Here is an 18,989-nt window from a genome sequence, read left to right as displayed (position 1 = left end):
TCTGCTTCCAAGGGGTTGCGCCGGATGCGACAAGCCGGATGAAAGACTATGCTCCTCCTGCCGGCGGGGATTTTCGCTATGCATGACGCGCAGGATGCCGGGATCCTTGTTCTCGGCGGGGTGCGTCTATGCCTGCGGCGAATACCGGGGATCGGTCCGGCGGGCGATTCTGCAATGGAAGGATCATGGTGATGAGGAGATCACCGGCGACCTGTGCTTCGTCTTGGAACGGTGCGTGCGCGAAAGCGGTGTGGGGCGAAAACTAAGCCGATACGATCATGTGCTGGTGGTTCCCGTACCATCGTCACCGACATCGATGAGAAGCCGAGGCCGGCGGCATACCCTGCCATTGGCGGTATCCGTCGCCCGTTGCCTCACCGCTCAGGGAGTCCGGGCCGAAGCCGACTCCATCCTGTCCATCACGGGTGTTCGATCCAAATCCGTGCAGCAACGCGGTGCCGTGGAACGATCAGCAAGACTCGCCGATCATATTATGGTGCAGCCCCGGCTCATACCGGACGGCGGAAACGCGCGCCAGATGTATCCGGTGGTTCTGGTCGACGACATCGCCACGACGGGATCGACGCTCAGACAGTGCGCGAAGGCGCTTCGCGAGGCGCATCTTCCCGTGATCACGGCATTCGTGCTGGCTCAGGTGCCGGATGCCGTCCGCTCGTCCTCGGTGATGTGATATTTGGGCAGAGTGATCTCGAAATTGGCTCCGCGGTCATCTGGCACCACCTTGACGGTGCCGCCATGCAGTCCGGCCGCCCATCGGGCGATGGAAAGTCCCAGACCGGTGCCTCCTGATCCGGTGCCTGGGCGTCCGGCGCCCTTCACGTAGCGTCGGAAGATCAGGCTTCGGGCCTCTTCGGGGATTTGAGAGCCATAGTTCACCACATTGGTCACCACCGTGCCGTTGGTCTCGTCCTCATGGGTCTCGATCAGCACCGAAGTGCCGTCGGGGGAGTGCTTGAGCGCGTTGGCGATGATGTTCGTGAACAGCTGGCGAAGTCGGTTGGGATCTCCCTCCATGCGCAGATGCTCCGGCACCTGAAGATGGATGTCGTGGGCGTGACCTCCGTCGGCGATCTCCAACGGTTTGACGGTGTCATCGATGAACTCGCCGAAATCGAAGATCTCGATTTCCAGACTGGCGGCACCCGCCTCCACCCGTGACATATCGAGCAGGAAGGCGATCAGGTCGGAAAGCTTGTGGGTCTGGTCCAGAATGCCTTCGAGATTCGCCGGAGTGGGTTCCACCACGCCGTCCGCCATGTTCTCCACCAGTGCCTGCAGCGCGGAAACGGGGGTGCGTAGTTCATGGCTCACGTTGGCTACCATGTCCCTGCGCATCTGATCGGCGTGTTCGAGCTCCTCGGCCATTTCGTTGAACGAGCGCGCCAGCTGCCCGATCTCATCGCGGGAATCGGTGGCGGTCTTCACCCGTACGGTGTAGTCGCCGTCTGCCATGGCCTTGGCCGCGTCGCGCATCTGCCGCAACGGCGCCGTGAGGCCATGGGAGAACAGGTAGGTGAAGCTCAGGGCCACGATCATCGACAGCGGCATCGCAAGCCAACCGCTCCAGCCCCATTTGAGGAACTGCCAGGCCAGAATGAATGCTATGGACGATGCCAGTACGATCAGCACGCTCAGCTCCGCCTTCAGCGAGGAGAACATGCCGATGGGACGGCGTGCCTTCATCGCCTGATGCTGCCGGGCGATGGCGTCGGAGACGGTTTTCGATTTCGACGATCCGGTCTTGCGCTGCTTGCCTGTTTGCTTGGAAGGTTGCATGTCACTTGGATTCCGGCGGCTCGAACGCGTATCCGACACCGTGGACGGTGCGAATCAGCTCCGGACCAAGCTTGTGCCGAAGCGCCTTGACATGGGAGTCCACGGTACGGGTGCCGGAGGCGTCCACCCAATCCCACACCTCTTCGAGCAGTTTCTCCCGGGTAAGCACGGATTTGGGACGTCGTGCCAGCGTGGCCAGCAGGTCGAACTCGGTGGGGGTCAGATGCACTTCCGTGCCGTCCAACGTCACGATGCGCTGTGCGGGGTCGATCACCAGCGTTCCGAAATCGAGGATCTTCTCGTTCTCGGAATTCTTGGCGATCACCTTCGCCCGTTCCACGCGGCGCAGCAGCGCCTTGCATCGGGCGATGAGCTCTCGCATGGAGAACGGCTTGGTCATGTAGTCGTCGGCTCCGGCACCCAATCCGATGACCTTGTCGGCCTCGTCGTCGCGAGCGGTGAGGATCATCACCGGAACCGGCCGCGCGGCCACGATTCGCTTGGTGGCCTCAAGCCCATCCATCACGGGAAGCATGATGTCCATGATCACCAGATCGGGCTTGAGCTGGGCTGCGGCCTGTACGGCACTGGCACCGTCTCCGGCCACCCTGACGTTCCATCCCTCCGCGGTGAGCCGCTGGGCGATGGCGGTGGCAAGTGTGGGCTCGTCCTCGACGACGAGAATCGTACGCTGTGCGGTCCTTGATTCCATGCTGTTCATACCGATATATGCCTTTTGTCCAATCGTCAGTAATTCGATAATCCCGAATATCCCATCCATCATACGTAAGGCCCCGGAATGGTCCGGGGCCTTACGTCATATCGGTCATTCAATCACCGGCGCAATCACCTGCGTCCACTACCGAGGCGACTGCAAACCACCCTACTTCTCCTCGGGCTTGAGGTAGACGGCAGCCAGAGCCGGTACGGTGATCTTCACCGAATACGGGCGGGAGTGATATTCGACCTCCTCGGCCACGATGTTGGTGTTGGCGATGCCCGAACCGCCGTATTCCTCGGCGTCGGTGTTGAGGATCTCGGTCCACCTGCCGCCCGAGGGCAACGGCACCTGATAGTCCTGCCAGGCGCAGCCGGAGAAGTTGACCACCACGACGATCGGGTTGCCCTCCTTGTCCAGACGCATGTAGGCCAGCACGTTGTGATCGGCGTCGTCGCTGGTGAGCCACTGGAATCCGGCGGGATCGAAGTCCAGACTCCACAGCGCGGGGTTCTCGCGATACACGGCATTGAGATCCTGCACGAGTTTCTGCACTCCCTGATGGTCCGGCCAGTTCAGGGCGTCCCAATCGACCGATGAGTTGTAGTTCCATTCGCCGTACTGCGCGATCTCGTTGCCCATGAAGGTGAGTTTCTTGCCGGGATGGCTCCACTGATAGGCGAACAGGTTGCGCACTCCGGCATATCGCTGCCAGTCGTCGCCGGGCATCTTGCCGAACAGCGCCCCCTTGCCGTACACGACCTCGTCGTGGCTGATGGGCAGCACATAATGTTCCGAATAGGCGTACATCATCGAGAAGGTTATCTCGCCATGATGCCACTTGCGGTTGATGGGCGTTTCATGCAGGTATTCGAGGGTGTCGTGCATCCAGCCCATGTTCCACTTGAGCCCGAAGCCCAGACCGCCGCCGTCGGTGGGGGCGGTGACCCCCGGCCATGCGGTGGATTCCTCGGCGATCATCATGATGCCGGGGTATCGGCCGTAGGCGGTGGAGGTGGCCTCCTTGAGGAATTCGATGGCTTCGAGGTTCTCGCGGCCGCCGTACTTGTTCGGCCTCCACTGGCCGTTCTCGCGGCTGTAGTCGAGATACAGCATCGAGGAGACCGCGTCGACGCGCAGACCGTCCACATGGAATTCGTCGAGCCAGTAGCAGGCGTTGGCCACGAGGAAGTTGCGCACCTCGTTGCGCCCGAAATTGAACACATAAGTGCCCCAATCAGGGTGCTCGCCGCGCAACGGATCGGGATCCTCGTACAGCGGGGTGCCGTCGAACCGGGCCAACGCGAAGTCATCCTTGGGGAAGTGGGCGGGCACCCAGTCCACGATCACGCCGATGCCTGCCTGATGGAAGGCGTCGATGAGCGTCTTGAGATCGTCGGGATTGCCCAGTCGTGACTGCGGGGCGTAGTATCCGGTGACTTGGTATCCCCATGATCCGGTGAAGGGATGCTCGGCCAGAGGCATGAACTCCACATGGGTGAAGCCCATCTTCTTGACGTACGGCACGAGTTCATCGGCCAGTTTGCGGTAGTCCATGCCGATCTTCCAGCTGCCGGCATGAACCTCGTAGATGCTGATCGGTCCCGCATGGGGGTCGGTGGAACGACGGTGATCCATCCACTGCCCGTCACGCCATTCATGCTTGGAGTCCACCACGATGGAGGCGGTCTCCGGCGGGATCTGGTGCAGGCGTTCCATGGGGTCGGCCTTCTGCTTCCACTCGCCGTTGGCGTTGAGGATCTCGTACTTGTATCGCTGTCCGTCGCCGACGCCCGGGATGAAGATCTCCCAGATGCCGGAGGAGCCGAGTTCGCGCATGGCGTGCTGGCGGCCACCCCACGAATTGAAATCACCCACGACGCGTACAGCGCGCGCGTTGGGGGCCCACACGGCGAACGAGGTGCCGCTGATGGTGTTCGGCGAAGATCCGTCGGGCTCTCCCATCACGTCGTCGTAGGTGCGCACGCGTGCGCCCAGAACCTCCCAGAGGCGTTCGTGCCGTCCCTCGCCGAAGAGGTACATGTCCATCTCTCCCACGGTGGGCAGGTAGCGGTAGGGATCGTCCTCAAGCACCTCCTTGCCGTCCTTGTACTCGGTGAGCACGCGATACGACGGCACGGCAGGGCCGGATTCGGTCTGCGCGGCCGGAATGACGGAGGTGAATATGCCGTTCCATTCATGCTGTGATGAGAACGATCCGTCAGGGGTGATGATGGTCACCGTTCTGGCGAGCGGCTTGAGCACCCGGACGGTGACGAAGCCGTCGTCCGGGGCTGGGTGGAGATGCCCGCCGAGAATGGTGTGGGGGTCGTAGTAAACGCCATTGCTTACGGCATCCAATGTGGAGTGATCGACGCTGATCGGCTGGGGGATGCTCTTCTCTGTTGTAATAGCCATACTCATGAGTTTACGTATCGAACGCGCGGAATCGTTGAACGGCGTGCCGAAGTGTGGACAAATCCCGCAATTTCATCGTGTGTCGCAACGTGGCCGTGTGCGCGTCGCGGTCGCGCGCATCGTCGGTCGGGGGTTTCACGGTCGGCGTTCGGCCGGCGTCCGGTCCGATTGCCGATGCGCGGCGATGTCCGTCCCATGTGCAAATATAAGTTGTCTTTTTCTATCGTTGGAGGGGCTTCTTTCATGACTTATCAGGTTGGCGATACCGTTGTCTATCCGCGTCACGGCGCGGCTCGCGTAGAGGAGATCACCGAGCGTGAGATGGGCGGTGTGAAGCGCACCTACCTCAAGCTGTCCGTGCTTTCGTCGGACGGACTCGTCATTCAGATTCCCGCCGAGAACGTGCAGAAGGTCGGTGTCCGTGACATCGTGGACGCCAAGGCGGTCTCCAAGGTATTCGAGATTCTTCGCACTCCGATCGTGGAGGAGAAGACCAACTGGTCCCGTCGATACAAGCTCAATGTCGAGAAGATCGCGACCGGCGATGTGAACAAGGTCGCCGAGGTCGTGCGTGACCTTGCCCAGCGCGACGACGACGAGCATGGTCTTTCCGCCGGAGAGAAGCGCATGCTCACCAAGGCGCGCAACATCCTCGTTTCGGAGATTTCGCTGAGCGAAAAGCTGAGCGAGGAGGAGACCCAGCGTCTGCTCGACGTGAATCTGGGGTATGCGGATCCCCGTCCCGGCGATGAGAAGCATCACACCAAGGCCCCCAAGGAGGCCGCCAGCGAGACGCTGAACCGCATCGAGGCGGAGGCCAAGGCAGCCAAGGAGAAGAAGAAGGCGTCCCGCAAGAAGTGAGGGGCGTGAGCGAAGGCATGGCATCCGGGATCAGTGTGGGGCAGGGGTTTGACGCCCATCGGTTCGCGGATGCCTGTTCGGATCGGGAGTTTTGGCTGGCGTGCATGCGGTGGCCGGAGGATGAGGCCCGCGGATTTCGCGGACTCGACGGCGATTCCGACGGTGATGTCGCCGCGCATGCGGTGATCGATGCCGTGATGTCGGCCTGTGGGCTCGGAGACATCGGTACGCTGTTCGGCGTCGGTTCCGATTCTGCCGGGGCCGGTCTTCATGGCGATGAGATGCTGCGCATACTGCGCGAATACGTCACGGCGAGAGGATGGTCCATCGTCAGTGCGTCGGTGGCGGTGGTGGGCAATGCTCCGCGGGTGAGCGTCCATCGAGGCGAGGCTTCGACGGCGATGAGCCGGGCTTTGGGGGCGACGGTGTCGATCACCGCCACCACGACGGACGGCATGGGGTTCACCGGCACCGGCGAAGGGGTGGCCGCCATCGCCAGCGCGCTGTGCATGCCGGCCGCGCACCGCGTATAGGCGTCGGCGTGCAGACGCTGGCGCGCAGCAGGCGTCGGTTTCGTCAGCGATTCCGCTTCGACGTGGCGATGCGGGCAACGGCCCACATCAGTGTGCTGAGCGTGACGATCACGAAGCTCGGGGGTGTGGGGAACATCGATGAGATCAGCAGACCTCCCCAGATGCTGATCAGGCACAGCAGACAGCTTGCCACGATCGCGGCGAACGGCGATCTGGTGATCATCGATGCCGTGGCCGCGGGCGTGACCACCAATGCGAAGATCAACAGGGTTCCCACCGCCGGGACGGCCACGGTGATCACTCCGGCCATGATCGCCATGAACAGCACGTTCATCAGGGTGATCGGAACACCCTTCGCGCGGGCCACCTGCTCATCCAGCGAACTGAACAACAGCGGCCGGTATACGATCGCCAGCACCACCAGCAGCAATGCGTCGAACACGGCGAAGCCGATGATCTGACCGGGGGTGATGGTGAGGATGGAGCCGAACAGGATCGACTGCATCTGCTGGGATGCGCTGGAGGAAAGGCGCGCGAAGAACAGGCCCAGACCCGTGGCGAACGCCAGAACCGTGCCGGTTGCGATCTCCCGTTCGGAGACCTTCTTGCCCAATGCGCCGATGATCAGCGCGCCGCCCAGCGCGAACGCGCCAAGTCCCAGGGATACGGGCAGACCGAGCAGCACCGCGCCGGTGGCTCCCGGCAGGCCGATGTGGGCCAGGGCGTGCGCCGCGAACGTGGAATGGCGGGTGATGGTGAAGTATCCCATGATGCCCGCGGCGATGGAGATCAGCAGGCCCGCCTCGATGGCGTTGGTCATGAACGGGGCGGTGAGCACCGATAGCCATTCGGGATCGAAGGCGAATTGTACGTTCATCGTTGCGTCTCCTCATGCTGCATGTGTTCGGGGGAGTGGAGCTGGTCGTGTGAATGGAACGCCGCGGCCTCGTGCACGTCGTGCGTGTCCTGGGATCTGCCGCTTGGTTCGAGGCGTCGGTTCGGTGTGACGAACATGTCTCCCTGCGGGGTGGTCACCACCTCGACTCGCGTGCCATACAGGTGGGTCAGCAGATTCGAATCCAGCACCGAGCTCATCGGGGAGTAGTGCGGATGCCCGTCCAGCAGATAGATGGCGCCGGTGAGGATCGGCAGCAGCATGTTGAGGTCGTGGGAGACGACCTGTATGCTCATCCGCCATTCATGGTTCATACGCGCCAGCAGCTCCACCATCGAGCGCTGGCTGGCGATGTCGAGATTGGCCAGAGGCTCGTCGAGCAGCAGCAGTCTCGGTTCTCCCACCAGCGCCTGCGCGATGGCGGCCCGCTGTCGGAGTCCTCCGGAGAGTTCGTTGAGCCGGTAGTCGGCCTTGTCGTCAAGACCGACGAACTCCAGGACCTTCGTTACTCGGTCCCGTTCGGTCTTCGTGACGCGGTGCAGGCCGAACCTCGTGCCGGTGAGTCCCAGCAGCACCGATTGGCGGGCGGTGATGTTCGAATCGAGCCCGGAGGTGTAGCTTTGGGGCACGTAGCCGATCTGTGCGTTGCTCTGGCCGGCGGGGCGGCCGAGCACGGTGATGCTGCCGTGCGACGTGGGGATGAGTCCGAGTTCGGCGTCGAGCAGGGTGGTCTTTCCCGTGCCGTTGGTGCCCACCACGGCGGTTACCGTGCCGAGGGGGATGGAGAAGTTGCCGTGGGACCAGATGGTTCGACCGCCACGACGCACTTCGGCGTCATGGAGCGTGACGCTCGCCGGCTCATTCGCGGATGTCGTCATGGATGTGCTCCAGTCATAGGATGCGGATTCAATGGAACTAAATGAGAATAGTAATCAATTTTCCGTCGGTCCGCACCCTCGACGTGTCCCGCACCCATATGTGGTCCGGCTGCGGGAGCCGTGACGGGACTCCTTTTCGGAGCTACTTCTCTGGAGCCGACTCGTCGAGGGCCTTCTCGCATGCCGAGATCAGCGAGTTCATCCAACTGACCAGACTGTCCTGCCCTTCGGGAACCTGTTCGCTCACGTCGAGCACCGGCACCGAGGACTTGTGGGCCGTGCCGGTGATGAGATTCGTCATGTCCGAGGCCTCCTGCGTGTTGTTCACCAGAACGGAGATCTTGCCGGCCGTGATCAGCGACTGGAACTTCTGAACGTCCGCCGGGGCCGGCTCGCTTTCGTTCGCAACCGCCTGGGCATACGCCTGCGGCGTGGCGTCGGTGAGATTGAGATCGCTCATCAGATAGTAGGCCACGGATTCGGTGGCTGCGTAGGTGGCTTTCGGATGCCTCTCGGCGAACGTGTCCATGGTGGTTTCGAGTTCGCTCTCGCTCTTCGACCACGTCTGGAGCCGACCGTCGAAATAGTCCTTCTCGGCGGGGCGTTCCTTGGCGAAGGCCTCGGCCAGCTCACGGGCCATGGCCTTTCGCGCGTCCTTCGAGAACCACAGGTGCGGATTGTCCCCATCCGCAGCGCCGACGGCATCGGCGGCACTGACCGTGGTCACGGTGCCCGCGGATGCCTTGACGGCCCATTCGTCGTATCCGGCGCCATTGACCACGAGAATCCTCGACTTCGAAATCGTGGCGATGTCACTGGTCTGCGGTTCGAAATCATGGGCGTCGACGTTCGTGCTGCCGAGAATGGAAGTGACCTTTACCTGATCCCCTCCGATCTGCTTGGCCAGCAGACCCCACTGATTGATCGATGAGGTGACGGCGATCGGTTCCTGCGGGGATTGCCCTCCGGAGGACGCCGACCCTCCGCACGCGCCGAGCGCCGACAGCGCCACGCAGGTAATGGTGGCCGCGGCGACCTTCTTCATCCGGGACAACATGAACGACATCGTTACCGCCTTGATCAGGGTTGATTTGTTTTCACGATAGCCTATTATGCGGAGCATTGCCCGCCGGCTTGAATACATGAAGCGGATCGCGGGCCTATGAACAGCGACGGAGGAGCATATGGCATTGCGTTTGGACGGCCGTGCGGCAGCGGCCTCGATCAAGGCGGATCTCGCCGCCAGGGTTGAGCGTCTCAAGGAACAGGGCGTGAACCCCGGACTGGGCACCCTGCTGGTGGGACAGGATGCGGGATCGGTGAAATACGTCGCGGGCAAGCACCGTGACTGCGCCGAGGTGGGCATTGCATCGATCGCCGAGGAGCTTCCCGAAACGGCCACGTTCGAAGAGATCGTGGATGCCGTGCACCGGCTGAACGAAAACCCGGCATGCACGGGATTCATCGTCCAGCTTCCGTTGCCGAAGGGCATCGACGAGAACGCCGTGATCGACGAGATCGATCCGTCCAAGGACGCCGACGGCATGCATCCCTACAATCTCGGCGAACTGGTGCTGCATCCGCGCGGAGAGCTGACCACCCCGCTGCCGTGCACGCCGCGCGGCGTGGTGGAACTGCTGGCGATGAACGGCATCGACCTCGACGGCAAGCATGTGGTGGTGCTCGGCCGCGGCATCACCATCGGCCGCACGATCGGTCTGCTGATCGGCCGCAGGGAGATCAACGCCACGGTGACGTGCTGCCACACCGGAACCCGCAACGTGCATGATCTGATGCGTCAGGCGGATGTGATCGTCGCCGCGATGGGCAGCGCGCATTTCGTCAAGCCCGAAGACGTCCGCCCCGATGCCGTACTCGTGGATGTGGGCGTCAGCCGGGTGACGGATCCGCAGACCGGTAGATCACGGATCCTCGGCGACATCGATCCGGCTGCGAGGGAGGTCTGCTATGCCTACACGCCCAATCCGGGGGGAGTGGGGCCGATGACCCGCGCCATGCTGGTGAGCAACGTGGTGGACATCGCCGAACGATCCCTGCGGACCCGGGACTGAAATCCCGGCGAAGCTGTTTCGGGCGGTGCGATGCGGTGCGATCCGGCCCGATTCCACCCATCGGCGACACGCCCGGATTCCTCGCAATGTATTTGACCGGGGATCCCGCTAGACTATCTCCTTGTGCGCTCATAAGGCGTTACGCATAATTGAATATCGAGTATTATCCATCCATCTATTAGAAAACCAGTACATTTACATGGCAGAGAACAACGCAGAAGTCACCAAGGTCGCCATCAACGACATCGGCACCGAAGAGGACTTCATCAAGGCAGTCGATTCCACCATCAAGAACTTCGATGATGGTGATCTGGTCGAAGGCACCGTCGTCAAGATCGATCGTGACGAGGTCCTCCTGGATATCGGCTACAAGACCGAGGGTGTGATCCCCTCCCGCGAGCTTTCCATCAAGAAGGACGTCGATCCCGATGACGTCGTCGAGGTCGGCGACACCGTCGAGGCCCTTGTCATCACCAAGGAAGACAAGGAAGGCCGTCTGATTCTGTCTAAGAAGCGTGCCCAGTACGAGCGCGCCTGGGGCGATGTCGAGAAGATCAAGGAAGCCGATGGCGTGGTCGAAGGTACCGTCATCGAAGCTGTCAAGGGTGGTCTTATCGTCGATATCGGTCTGCGCGGCTTCCTGCCCGCCTCCCTCGTCGAGATGCGCCGCGTGCGCGATCTGGCCCCGTACATCGGCCAGAAGATCCAGGCCAAGATCCTGGAGCTCGACAAGAACCGCAACAACGTGGTGCTGTCCCGTCGCCAGTACCTCGAGGAGACCCAGTCCGAAGTGCGCGAGACCTTCCTCTCGCAGCTCAAGAAGGGCCAGATCCGCGAAGGCGTCATCAGCTCCATCGTCAACTTCGGTGCATTCGTTGATCTGGGCGGTGTTGACGGCCTGATCCACGTCTCCGAGCTGTCCTGGAAGCACATCGACCACCCGTCCGAAGTCGTCAAGGTCGGCGACAAGGTCACCGTCGAGGTGCTCGACGTCGATCTCGATCGCGAACGCATCTCCCTGTCGCTTAAGGCTACCCAGGAGGATCCGTGGCAGCGCTTCGCACGCACCCACATCCCCGGACAGATCGTCAAGGGCAAGGTCACCAAGATCGTGCAGTTCGGTGTGTTCATCTCCGTGGATGACGGCATCGAGGGTCTGGTGCACATCTCCGAGCTGGCCAACCGCCACGTCGAGAACCCGGAGACCGTCGTCAAGCCGGGCGAAGAGGTGTTCGTCAAGGTGATCGACGTCGATCTCGAGCGTCGTCGTATCTCCCTGTCCCTCAAGCAGGCCAACGACTCCGTGGATTCCGCCTCCGAAGACTTCGATCCGGCGCTGTACGGCATGCCGGCCGAGTACGACGAGAACGGCAACTACAAGTACCCCGAGGGCTTCGACCCGGAGACCAACGAGTGGATCCCCGGCTACGAGAAGCAGCGCGAGGAGTGGGAGTCCCAGTACGCCGCGGCCCACGATCTGTGGGAGCAGCACAAGGAGTTTGTCGCCAAGGAGCTGGCGAACGCCGAGGCTTCCGCTGCCGAGGACGGTCAGGCTCCGAAGGAAGACAAGCCGGAAGAGGTTTCCAACTACTCCTCCGAGAGCACTTCCGAAGGTACCCTCGCCGGTTCCGACCAGCTGGCCGCCCTGCGCGAGCAGCTGCTCAACGAGAAGAAGTGAATCGCTTCTTCGATCGGTAGTAATCGAATAGTTACTGCTAAATGACATACCGGGTGCGGTCGTCGATGATTCGGCGACCGCACTTTGCATATTCGCTTTGCATAGCATATTCGCCTCATCTCCTACCGCTGTTGACCGCGTATCGGGGGTAGACTGAACAACGTTGGCGGAAGAGGATCGGGCATTGACGCCCGTCTTGCTACGTGAGGAGCGAAGATGTTTACTCGGGTCGGACTTACCGGAGGCATCGCAGCGGGGAAGAGTACCGTTTCCAGCCGGTTTCGCAGTCTCGGTGCCTATGTGATCGACTATGACGAACTGGCGCGCAGGGTCACGGCGAGCGGCACCGAAGGATTCGACCGGATCATCCGTACGTTCGGTCGCCGGGCCAGAGGACGTGACGGGGAGCTCAACCGCGGATGGCTCTCGACCAACGTGTTCAATGATCCCGAAAAGCTGCGGGCGCTCAATGCCATCGTGCACCCTCTGGTGTTTCGTGAGGCCGGAAGTCTTGAATACCGGTGGATAGACGAGCATCCCGATCCGAAGGACGGCACCAGCAGGCTGGTGATTCATGACATCCCCCTACTGGTGGAGACTGCCCGTTGGGATTACTTCGATGCGATCATCACGGTGGAGGCTCCCGAGGATGTGCGCATCCGACGCATGGTGCGCAACAGGGGCATGACGAAGGAGGCTGCGATCGCGCGCATCAGGAATCAGGCCACCCAGCAGCAGCGCTTCGACATCGCCGACTACGTGATCGATTCCACCAAGCCTCTCGAACAGATGTACGAGGATGTGGATAGACTGTACCGTATTCTGACGCATCCCGCATACTGATGGTTTGCCGGTTTTACCAACGTCTTTTTCGAAGGCGGTCGATGATGCGGCGCTACGCGGAGGACAGTCGAGGAGAGGAACGGTGATCAGGCGATATGGGATTCCAGATTCAGCGTATTGACAAGCCTTTCGTGGTGAAATCCCCCTATCGGCCCAGTGGCGATCAGCCTCAGGCCATCGACGAGCTGGCCCGTCGCATCGAGAACGGCGAGAATGACGTGGTGCTGATGGGAGCCACGGGAACGGGAAAGACCGCCACCACCGCATGGCTGATCGAGCGGCTTCAACGTCCCACGCTGATTCTGGAGCCCAACAAGACCCTTGCCGCACAGCTATGTGCCGAATTCCGTGAGCTGATGCCCGACAACGCAGTGAGCTATTTCGTCAGCTACTACGATTACTACCAGCCTGAAGCCTATATTCCGCAGACGGACACCTACATCGAGAAGGATTCGAACATCAACGACGATGTGGAGCGGTTGCGTCATGCCGCCACGGCGAATCTGCTCACCCGTCGCGACTGCGTGGTGGTGGCCACGGTCAGCTGCATCTATGGTCTCGGCACGCCGGAGGAATACGCCGGGCGCATGCTGTTTCTCAAGGAAGGGCAGGAGATCAACCGGGACGATCTGCTGCGCAAGTTCGTCGACATGCAGTATAAGCGCAATGACATCGCCTTCACCAGAGGCACGTTCCGGGTTCGAGGCGATACCGTCGAGATCATTCCCGTATACGAGGAACTGGCGATCCGCATCGAGTTCTTCGGCGATGAGATCGACCGCATCAGCACTCTGCATCCGTTGACCGGCGATGAGATCGCCCACGAGCCGCAGGTGCACATCTTTCCGGCATCGCATTATGTGGCGGGGCCGGCACGCATGGAGCGCGCGCTCAAGACCATTCGCGAGGAGCTCGACGAGCGTGTGGCCGAGTTGAAGAAGCAGGGCAAGGACCTTGAGGCCCAGAGACTCACCCAGCGCACCACATACGATCTGGAGATGCTCACCCAGATCGGCGTGTGCCAAGGGGTGGAGAACTATTCACGGCATTTCGACGGGCGTGAGCCCGGCACACCGCCGCATACGCTGCTGGATTTCTTCCCTGACGATTTCCTGCTGGTGATCGATGAATCCCATGTTACGATCCCGCAGATCGGGGCCATGTACGAGGGGGATGCCAGCCGCAAGAGAACATTGGTGGAGCATGGTTTCCGACTGCCGAGCGCAATGGACAACCGTCCGCTCAAATGGGATGAGTTCCTGCAGCGCATCGGGCAGACCGTCTACCTGTCGGCCACTCCGGGGGACTATGAGCTGGGGCTTTCCGACGGCGTGGTCGAGCAGATCATCCGTCCGACGGGATTGGTGGATCCGAGGATCGATGTGCGGCCGGTTCGCGGGCAGGTGGATGATCTGCTCGGCGAGATCAAGACGCGTGTCGGCCGCAACGAGCGGGTGTTGGTCACCACGCTGACCAAGAAGATGGCCGAGGATCTCACCGACTATCTGCTTGAACGGGACATCAAGGTGGAGTATCTGCATTCCGATGTGGACACGCTGCGAAGGGTGGAACTGCTGCGCGAGCTGCGCGAAGGCAAGATCGACGTGATCGTGGGCATCAATCTGCTCAGGGAGGGCCTCGACCTGCCCGAGGTTTCGCTGGTGGCGATACTCGACGCCGACAAGGAGGGCTTCCTCAGATCGTATCGTTCGCTGATCCAGACGATAGGACGTGCGGCCAGAAACGTGGACGGCACGGTGATCATGTACGCCGATCATCGCACCGACGCCATGCGCAAGGCCATTGAGGAGACGAATCGACGGCGGACCAGGCAGATCGAATACAACCGTGAGCACGGCATCGATCCGAAGCCGCTCATCAAGAAGATCAGCGACGTCAACGACATGCTTGCCAAGGAGGATGTGGATACCCAAACCCTGTTGGAAGGCGGATACCGCAATGCGAACAAGGCCGGCAATTCGCATTTGGGCATTCCCACCTTCGACGCCGACGAGGCCGAGAAGAGGCATCGGGAGATTCTCGAAGCCGGTCTGCCGGCGCAGGATCTGGTCGATCTCATCCGACAGCTTTCCGAGCAGATGCACACCGCCGCCGAACAGTTGCAGTTCGAGCTTGCGGCGCGTCTGCGCGACGAGATACGGGATCTGAAGAAGGAACTCCGTCAGATGACCGAAGCGCAAAAATAACGGATCCGGACGGCTGGTTTGGTCCGTGACGAGGAAGGATGCTATCGATGACGAATGATGGAACCGGAGACGGCAACGGCCGTGATCGGCGGATGGCGATCGTGCAGATCGTCGTGGGCGTGCTGATGGCGGCAGGGCTGGTCGTGGCCGCGGGTCTGCTGTATGATTGGCGGCTCGCCGTGCTGCTGATGATCATGATGATTCCGGCGGTTCTGGCCACGATCGTGATCCACCATCATCCGGAACGGACCGGTGGCCGTAGCGCGTTCGGCATCACCGATGCCTCAACGCTGCTGGAGCCGTTCACCGCTGTCCGTCGTGCGGTGGCCGAGGAGGATGCGTCCGATACCGCTGACAGCGAACATGATCGCACGTCGCGAAAGGTCACGACGTCTCACGCCGACTAGGACGGGGAACGTCGCTGCATCCTTCCCCCGGAGGGGATGATGCCGGAGGCGCGATCCGCAAGGCAAATGCCGGTACGTGGTTCAAGTCCGCATCATCCGTCATGTTTTTTCCGTATAGTGGTGTCACATGGCTGAGACACCCTTATGGTTCATGGTTGCCACGTTTGTGGTACTGGCAATTTTCTTCATCGTCGATCTGGTTATCATCGGTCGGCGGCCGCATGTGCCGTCCACGGCGGAATGCGTGCGTCACATCGCGTTCTTCGTCGTCATGGCGTTGATTTTCGGCGGATGCATCTGGTATTTCGCCGGACATCAGCCCGCCATCGAGTTCTACTCCGGATGGCTCACGGAATACTCGCTGAGCATCGACAATCTGTTCGTGTTCGTCATCATCATGTCGAACTTCGCGGTTCCCAAGCAGATTCAGAAGTACGTGCTCTCGGTGGGCATCACCATCGCTCTGATCTTCCGAGGCATCTTCATTCTGCTCGGCGCCGCGATCATCACCCGGTTCACTTGGGTGTTCTTCCTCTTCGGCGCGTTCCTGCTGTATACCGCCTTCAACCTTGCGTTCGGTAAGGACGACGATGAGGAATATCATGAGAACGCTCTGATCGCCACCCTGCGCAAGGCCATCCGCATCAGCGAGGACTACGACGGCGAGAAGCTGCGCACCACGAAGAACGGAGTGCGCTACTGGACTCCGCTGCTGGTGGTGTTCCTCGCCATCGGCACCACCGATGTGATGTTCGCCTTCGACTCGATACCGGCCATCTTCGGTCTCACCAAGGATCCGTTCATCGTCTTCACCTCGAACGTGTTCGCCCTGCTCGGACTCCAGCAGCTGTACTTCCTGCTCGGCGCGCTGATCGACAAACTCGTGTACCTGCCGATCGGCCTGTCCGTGGTGCTCGGATTCATCGGCGTGAAGCTGATCATGGAGGCGCTGCATGCCAACACGCTGCCGTTCATCAACGGCGGTCAGCCGATCCATGCGGTTCCCGAGATCCCCACCTGGCTTTCGTTGGCGGTGATCATCGTATCCATCGGCACGGCGGCCATCGCCAGCGTGGTGAAGATGAGGAAGTTGGCCACTCGCGAGCAGAAGGCGAACGAGGACTGACCGCATTATGAACAGTGAGCGCTCACACAACACGCCGTCGCGGTTGGCGCTCAGGTCTGGAACAGATAGTAAGCTAAGCCATGGCAACAGCGGGGCATCGGAATCCCGTGCCCCCACCGTCTAGAAGGAATAGGCAGGCAATATGCGTAAAGCCAAGATCGTAGATACCATCGGACCGGCTACCGAGTCGCTGGAGAACATCACCAAGCTCGTCGAAGCCGGAATGGACGTCGCTCGTCTGAATCGTTCCCACGGCACGCCCGAAGACCATCTGAGGGTCTACAACAATCTTCGCGAAGCCGGCAAGACCGTTGGTCGTAACGTCGCCGCTCTGGTTGATCTGCAGGGTCCGAAGATTCGTTGCGGCTGGTTCAAGAAGAACGCCGATGGTGAGGACAAGGTCTTCCTGAAGGTCGGTCAGGAGTTCACCATCACCACCGATGACATCGAAGGCGACGAGCACATCACCTCCACCACGTTCAAGGGTCTGCCCGGCGACTGCCATCCGGGGGATCCGATCCTCATCGACGACGGCAAGGTTCGTCTTGAGGTCACCAGCGTTGAGGGCAACAACGTGCACACCAAGGTCGTTGTGGCCGGTCCCGTCTCCTCCCACAAGGGCATTAACCTGCCCGGTGTGGCCGTGAGCCTGCCCGCCCTGACCGAGAAGGACGAGGCCGATCTGCGTTGGGCCATCCGCACCGGCGCCGACATCATCGCCATGTCCTTCGTGCGTTTCGCCACCGACATCGATCGCGCCCACGAGATCATGGACGAGGAGGGTCGTCGCATCCCGATCGTCGCCAAGATCGAGAAGCCGCAGGCTCTTGAGAACCTTGAGGATATCGTCAAGGCCTTCGACGGCATCATGGCCGCCCGTGGCGACATGGCCGTCGAGTGCCCGCTGGAAGAGGTCCCGCTGGCCACCAAGCGCATCATCGAGCTGGCCCGTAAGTACGCCAAGCCCGTGATCGTGGCCACCGAGGTTCTCGGCTCCATGGTCAACTCCCCGGTGCCGTCCCGCGCCGAGGCCTCCGACTGCGCCAACGCCGTGCTTGACGGCGCCGACGCCACCATGACCTCCAACGAGACCGCCGTCGGCAAGTACCCGACCGAGACCGTGTCCACCATGGCGCGCATCTCCAGCTACGCCACCTCCCACGGCTTCGACCGTATCCCGGAAATGAAGAACCTGGATATGTCCAAGTCCGGCGCCGTTTCCTCCGCCGCCGTGGATCTGGCCGACAAGCTCAACGCCAAGGCCATCGTGGCCTTCACCCAGACCGGCGACACCGTGCACCGCATCTCCCGCGAGCGTCCGGCCGCCCCGATCTACGGTCTGACCACCAACGAGCACACCCAGCACTGGCTGGCTCTGAGCTGGGGCACCGAGGCCTTCCTGCTCGACAAGGACTACCACGACATGACCCGCAAGGAAGTCATGGCTCTTGTCGACTCCACGCTGAAGGCTGCCGGCAAGCTGGAGGATGGCGACCACATCGTGGTGCTGAGCTGCTCTCAGGGTGATCACAAGCCGGGCAGCACCGACTCCATCTATGTGCACACCGTCGGTCACGGCGAGTGAACCGTATCGCGATATCGGACGATTCGCAGGCCTGATGGTCTGAATTGATCGGTTCGATACCGTCTGAGCCCGTCCGCGTTCCGTCATAAGACACGCGGACGGGCTCAAATCTTTGTGCGGGAGAATCAAATGGTGTACTCTCTCACAAGGAGGAAACGCCCCGGTATCCCAATTGGTAGAGGAGACAGCCTCAAAATCTGTACAGTGTGGGTTCGAGTCCCACCCGGGGCACGGTCGAGCGGCTTTGGCTGCTTTTCTTTGTGCGGCTTTAAATTCGCTAGGCCTTACAGGCACGCCCCTGCTTACAAAGAAGTCGGCGGCAAGCTTATGAGATTGTGACAATGAAAGGGGCTTCTCACATGGCTGATGTGGATGTTGAAGATCTGGTCGATGATCCCAAGGGTCGCACTGTTGTGGTGGCCGAGGACGAAGCCTTGATTCGTCTGGATATCGTGGAATCCCTGCGCGCCGCGGGATACGACGTTGTCGGAGAGGCGGCTAGCGGCCAGGAGGCCGTGGATCTGGTCAAGGAGCTTGAGCCGGATGTCGTGGTGATGGATGTCAAGATGCCGGTGAAGGACGGTATCACCGCGGCCAAGGAGATCGCTGAGGAAAATTTGGCTCCCGTGGTCATGCTGACGGCGTTCTCCCAGCAGAATCTGGTGGAAAAGGCCGCCGATGCCGGTGCCATGGCCTACGTGGTTAAGCCGTTCGTGCCCGAGAAGCTGTTCCCCGCGCTGGAAGTGGCCATCAGCCGTTTCGATCAGATGAACGCTCTGCGTGATGAAGTCTCCGATATGAAGGCTCGTTTCGAAGCCCGCAAGCGTGTGGATCGCGCCAAGGGCCTGTTGATGGAGAAGATGGGGCTGACCGAGTCCGAGGCATTCCGCTGGATTCAGAAGACGTCGATGGATCGTCGTCTGACCATGCAGGAGGTCGCGGACGCCGTCATCGATCAGGTGCAGGGCTGA

17 protein-coding genes and 1 tRNA gene are annotated in these 18,989 nt (G+C 61.2%); 12 read left to right on the top strand and 6 right to left on the bottom strand.

The window, feature by feature from the left end; genetic code table 11:
* The first annotated feature begins 94 nt into the window (after nucleotides 1–94).
* The gene (locus Uis1B_RS12040; protein WP_165782780.1) at nucleotides 95–691 is read left to right on the top strand and encodes a ComF family protein; all 597 of its coding nucleotides are present in this window, start codon (nucleotides 95–97) and stop codon (nucleotides 689–691) included.
* On the opposite strand, the gene Uis1B_RS06975 is transcribed toward Uis1B_RS12040, so the two are convergent.
* The 3 genes from Uis1B_RS06975 to glgB all read right to left on the bottom strand — a co-directional run bounded on the left by Uis1B_RS06975 (nucleotide 652) and on the right by glgB (nucleotide 4,933).
* Nucleotides 652–1,704 (bottom strand): sensor histidine kinase, encoded by a 1,053-nt coding sequence (locus tag Uis1B_RS06975; protein WP_101616954.1) that lies wholly within the window; start codon nucleotides 1,702–1,704, stop codon nucleotides 652–654. The two genes, Uis1B_RS12040 and Uis1B_RS06975, sit on opposite strands and share 40 nt — an antisense overlap.
* A gap of 94 nt (nucleotides 1,705–1,798) precedes the next feature.
* Entirely contained in the window at nucleotides 1,799–2,509 is a 711-nt protein-coding gene (locus tag Uis1B_RS06970) for a response regulator transcription factor (RefSeq protein ID WP_423734871.1), read from the bottom strand.
* 171 nt (nucleotides 2,510–2,680) lie between these two features.
* Nucleotides 2,681–4,933 (bottom strand): 1,4-alpha-glucan branching protein GlgB, encoded by a 2,253-nt coding sequence (gene glgB / locus Uis1B_RS06965; protein WP_243390294.1) that lies wholly within the window; start codon nucleotides 4,931–4,933, stop codon nucleotides 2,681–2,683.
* Nucleotides 4,934–5,176: 243 nt separating this feature from the next.
* Between glgB and Uis1B_RS06960 the strand changes: the two genes are divergently transcribed.
* The gene (locus Uis1B_RS06960) at nucleotides 5,177–5,794 is read left to right on the top strand and encodes a CarD family transcriptional regulator (RefSeq protein ID WP_101616854.1); all 618 of its coding nucleotides are present in this window, start codon (nucleotides 5,177–5,179) and stop codon (nucleotides 5,792–5,794) included.
* 17 nt (nucleotides 5,795–5,811) lie between these two features.
* Complete coding sequence (locus tag Uis1B_RS06955) at nucleotides 5,812–6,327, top strand: 2-C-methyl-D-erythritol 2,4-cyclodiphosphate synthase (RefSeq protein WP_101616952.1); 516 nt, start codon at nucleotides 5,812–5,814, stop codon at nucleotides 6,325–6,327.
* A gap of 43 nt (nucleotides 6,328–6,370) precedes the next feature.
* Here the strand turns inward: Uis1B_RS06955 and Uis1B_RS06950 are convergent, their stop codons facing one another.
* The 3 genes from Uis1B_RS06950 to Uis1B_RS06940 all read right to left on the bottom strand — a co-directional run bounded on the left by Uis1B_RS06950 (nucleotide 6,371) and on the right by Uis1B_RS06940 (nucleotide 9,166).
* The gene (locus tag Uis1B_RS06950) at nucleotides 6,371–7,204 is read right to left on the bottom strand and encodes a metal ABC transporter permease (RefSeq protein WP_101616852.1); all 834 of its coding nucleotides are present in this window, start codon (nucleotides 7,202–7,204) and stop codon (nucleotides 6,371–6,373) included.
* Nucleotides 7,201–8,100 (bottom strand): ABC transporter ATP-binding protein, encoded by a 900-nt coding sequence (locus Uis1B_RS06945; protein ID WP_101616850.1) that lies wholly within the window; start codon nucleotides 8,098–8,100, stop codon nucleotides 7,201–7,203. The genes Uis1B_RS06950 and Uis1B_RS06945 overlap by 4 nt, the downstream gene beginning before the upstream one ends.
* A gap of 142 nt (nucleotides 8,101–8,242) precedes the next feature.
* On the bottom strand, nucleotides 8,243–9,166 hold the full coding sequence (locus tag Uis1B_RS06940; protein WP_165782779.1) for a metal ABC transporter solute-binding protein, Zn/Mn family: 924 nt from the start codon (nucleotides 9,164–9,166) through the stop codon (nucleotides 8,243–8,245).
* A gap of 118 nt (nucleotides 9,167–9,284) precedes the next feature.
* Here Uis1B_RS06940 and Uis1B_RS06935 point away from each other — a divergent pair, with 118 nt between their 5' ends.
* The 9 genes from Uis1B_RS06935 (at nucleotide 9,285) to Uis1B_RS06895 (ending at nucleotide 18,989) form a co-directional block, all read left to right on the top strand.
* Nucleotides 9,285–10,172, top strand: coding sequence for a bifunctional methylenetetrahydrofolate dehydrogenase/methenyltetrahydrofolate cyclohydrolase (locus tag Uis1B_RS06935; RefSeq protein ID WP_101616846.1), 888 nt, complete (start codon nucleotides 9,285–9,287; stop codon nucleotides 10,170–10,172).
* Nucleotides 10,173–10,371: 199 nt separating this feature from the next.
* Nucleotides 10,372–11,850 (top strand): 30S ribosomal protein S1, encoded by a 1,479-nt coding sequence (gene rpsA / locus Uis1B_RS06930; RefSeq protein WP_101616844.1) that lies wholly within the window; start codon nucleotides 10,372–10,374, stop codon nucleotides 11,848–11,850.
* Nucleotides 11,851–12,066: 216 nt separating this feature from the next.
* Complete coding sequence (gene coaE, locus Uis1B_RS06925) at nucleotides 12,067–12,693, top strand: dephospho-CoA kinase (RefSeq protein WP_101616842.1); 627 nt, start codon at nucleotides 12,067–12,069, stop codon at nucleotides 12,691–12,693.
* Nucleotides 12,694–12,788: 95 nt separating this feature from the next.
* Nucleotides 12,789–14,900 carry an excinuclease ABC subunit UvrB gene (uvrB, locus tag Uis1B_RS06920; protein WP_101616840.1) on the top strand — a complete coding sequence of 704 codons (2,112 nt, stop codon included), beginning with the start codon at nucleotides 12,789–12,791 and terminating at the stop codon, nucleotides 14,898–14,900.
* A 47-nt stretch (nucleotides 14,901–14,947) separates the two neighbouring features.
* On the top strand, nucleotides 14,948–15,307 hold the full coding sequence (locus Uis1B_RS06915) for a hypothetical protein (RefSeq protein WP_101616838.1): 360 nt from the start codon (nucleotides 14,948–14,950) through the stop codon (nucleotides 15,305–15,307).
* 127 nt (nucleotides 15,308–15,434) lie between these two features.
* The gene (locus Uis1B_RS06910; RefSeq protein WP_101616836.1) at nucleotides 15,435–16,433 is read left to right on the top strand and encodes a TerC family protein; all 999 of its coding nucleotides are present in this window, start codon (nucleotides 15,435–15,437) and stop codon (nucleotides 16,431–16,433) included.
* Between the two features lie 142 nt (nucleotides 16,434–16,575).
* Nucleotides 16,576–18,018, top strand: a complete 1,443-nt coding sequence (pyk, locus tag Uis1B_RS06905) for a pyruvate kinase (RefSeq protein WP_101616834.1) — start codon at nucleotides 16,576–16,578, stop codon at nucleotides 18,016–18,018.
* A gap of 157 nt (nucleotides 18,019–18,175) precedes the next feature.
* A tRNA-Leu gene (locus Uis1B_RS06900) sits at nucleotides 18,176–18,249 on the top strand.
* A 128-nt stretch (nucleotides 18,250–18,377) separates the two neighbouring features.
* A complete protein-coding gene (locus Uis1B_RS06895) occupies nucleotides 18,378–18,989 on the top strand; it encodes an ANTAR domain-containing response regulator (protein WP_207763391.1) in 612 nt (203 codons plus the stop codon).

The sequence above is a fragment of the Bifidobacterium margollesii genome (assembly GCF_002860355.1).
GTDB lineage: Bacteria > Actinomycetota > Actinomycetes > Actinomycetales > Bifidobacteriaceae > Galliscardovia > Galliscardovia margollesii.
The sequence above is the reverse complement of the archived record's forward strand: the minus strand, read 5'-3'. Positions and strand labels throughout refer to the sequence as shown.

Bases quoted from the DNA above. Each gene is read 5' to 3' on its own strand.
- Uis1B_RS06915 (WP_101616838.1), top strand. From the start codon at position 14,948: ATGACGAATGATGGAACCGGAGACGGCAACGGCCGTGATCGGCGGATG.
- Uis1B_RS06910 (WP_101616836.1), top strand. From the start codon at position 15,435: ATGGCTGAGACACCCTTATGGTTCATGGTTGCCACGTTTGTGGTACTG.
- Uis1B_RS06970 (WP_423734871.1), bottom strand. From the start codon at position 2,509: ATGGAATCAAGGACCGCACAGCGTACGATTCTCGTCGTCGAGGACGAG.
- uvrB (WP_101616840.1), top strand. From the start codon at position 12,789: ATGGGATTCCAGATTCAGCGTATTGACAAGCCTTTCGTGGTGAAATCC.
- rpsA (WP_101616844.1), top strand. From the start codon at position 10,372: ATGGCAGAGAACAACGCAGAAGTCACCAAGGTCGCCATCAACGACATC.
- glgB (WP_243390294.1), bottom strand. From the start codon at position 4,933: ATGGCTATTACAACAGAGAAGAGCATCCCCCAGCCGATCAGCGTCGAT.
- Uis1B_RS06955 (WP_101616952.1), top strand. From the start codon at position 5,812: ATGGCATCCGGGATCAGTGTGGGGCAGGGGTTTGACGCCCATCGGTTC.
- coaE (WP_101616842.1), top strand. From the start codon at position 12,067: ATGTTTACTCGGGTCGGACTTACCGGAGGCATCGCAGCGGGGAAGAGT.
- Uis1B_RS06975 (WP_101616954.1), bottom strand. From the start codon at position 1,704: ATGAAGGCACGCCGTCCCATCGGCATGTTCTCCTCGCTGAAGGCGGAG.
- Uis1B_RS06940 (WP_165782779.1), bottom strand. From the start codon at position 9,166: ATGTCGTTCATGTTGTCCCGGATGAAGAAGGTCGCCGCGGCCACCATT.
- Uis1B_RS12040 (WP_165782780.1), top strand. From the start codon at position 95: ATGCCGGGATCCTTGTTCTCGGCGGGGTGCGTCTATGCCTGCGGCGAA.
- Uis1B_RS06960 (WP_101616854.1), top strand. From the start codon at position 5,177: ATGACTTATCAGGTTGGCGATACCGTTGTCTATCCGCGTCACGGCGCG.
- Uis1B_RS06950 (WP_101616852.1), bottom strand. From the start codon at position 7,204: ATGAACGTACAATTCGCCTTCGATCCCGAATGGCTATCGGTGCTCACC.
- Uis1B_RS06945 (WP_101616850.1), bottom strand. From the start codon at position 8,100: ATGACGACATCCGCGAATGAGCCGGCGAGCGTCACGCTCCATGACGCC.
- Uis1B_RS06935 (WP_101616846.1), top strand. From the start codon at position 9,285: ATGGCATTGCGTTTGGACGGCCGTGCGGCAGCGGCCTCGATCAAGGCG.
- pyk (WP_101616834.1), top strand. From the start codon at position 16,576: ATGCGTAAAGCCAAGATCGTAGATACCATCGGACCGGCTACCGAGTCG.
- Uis1B_RS06895 (WP_207763391.1), top strand. From the start codon at position 18,378: ATGGCTGATGTGGATGTTGAAGATCTGGTCGATGATCCCAAGGGTCGC.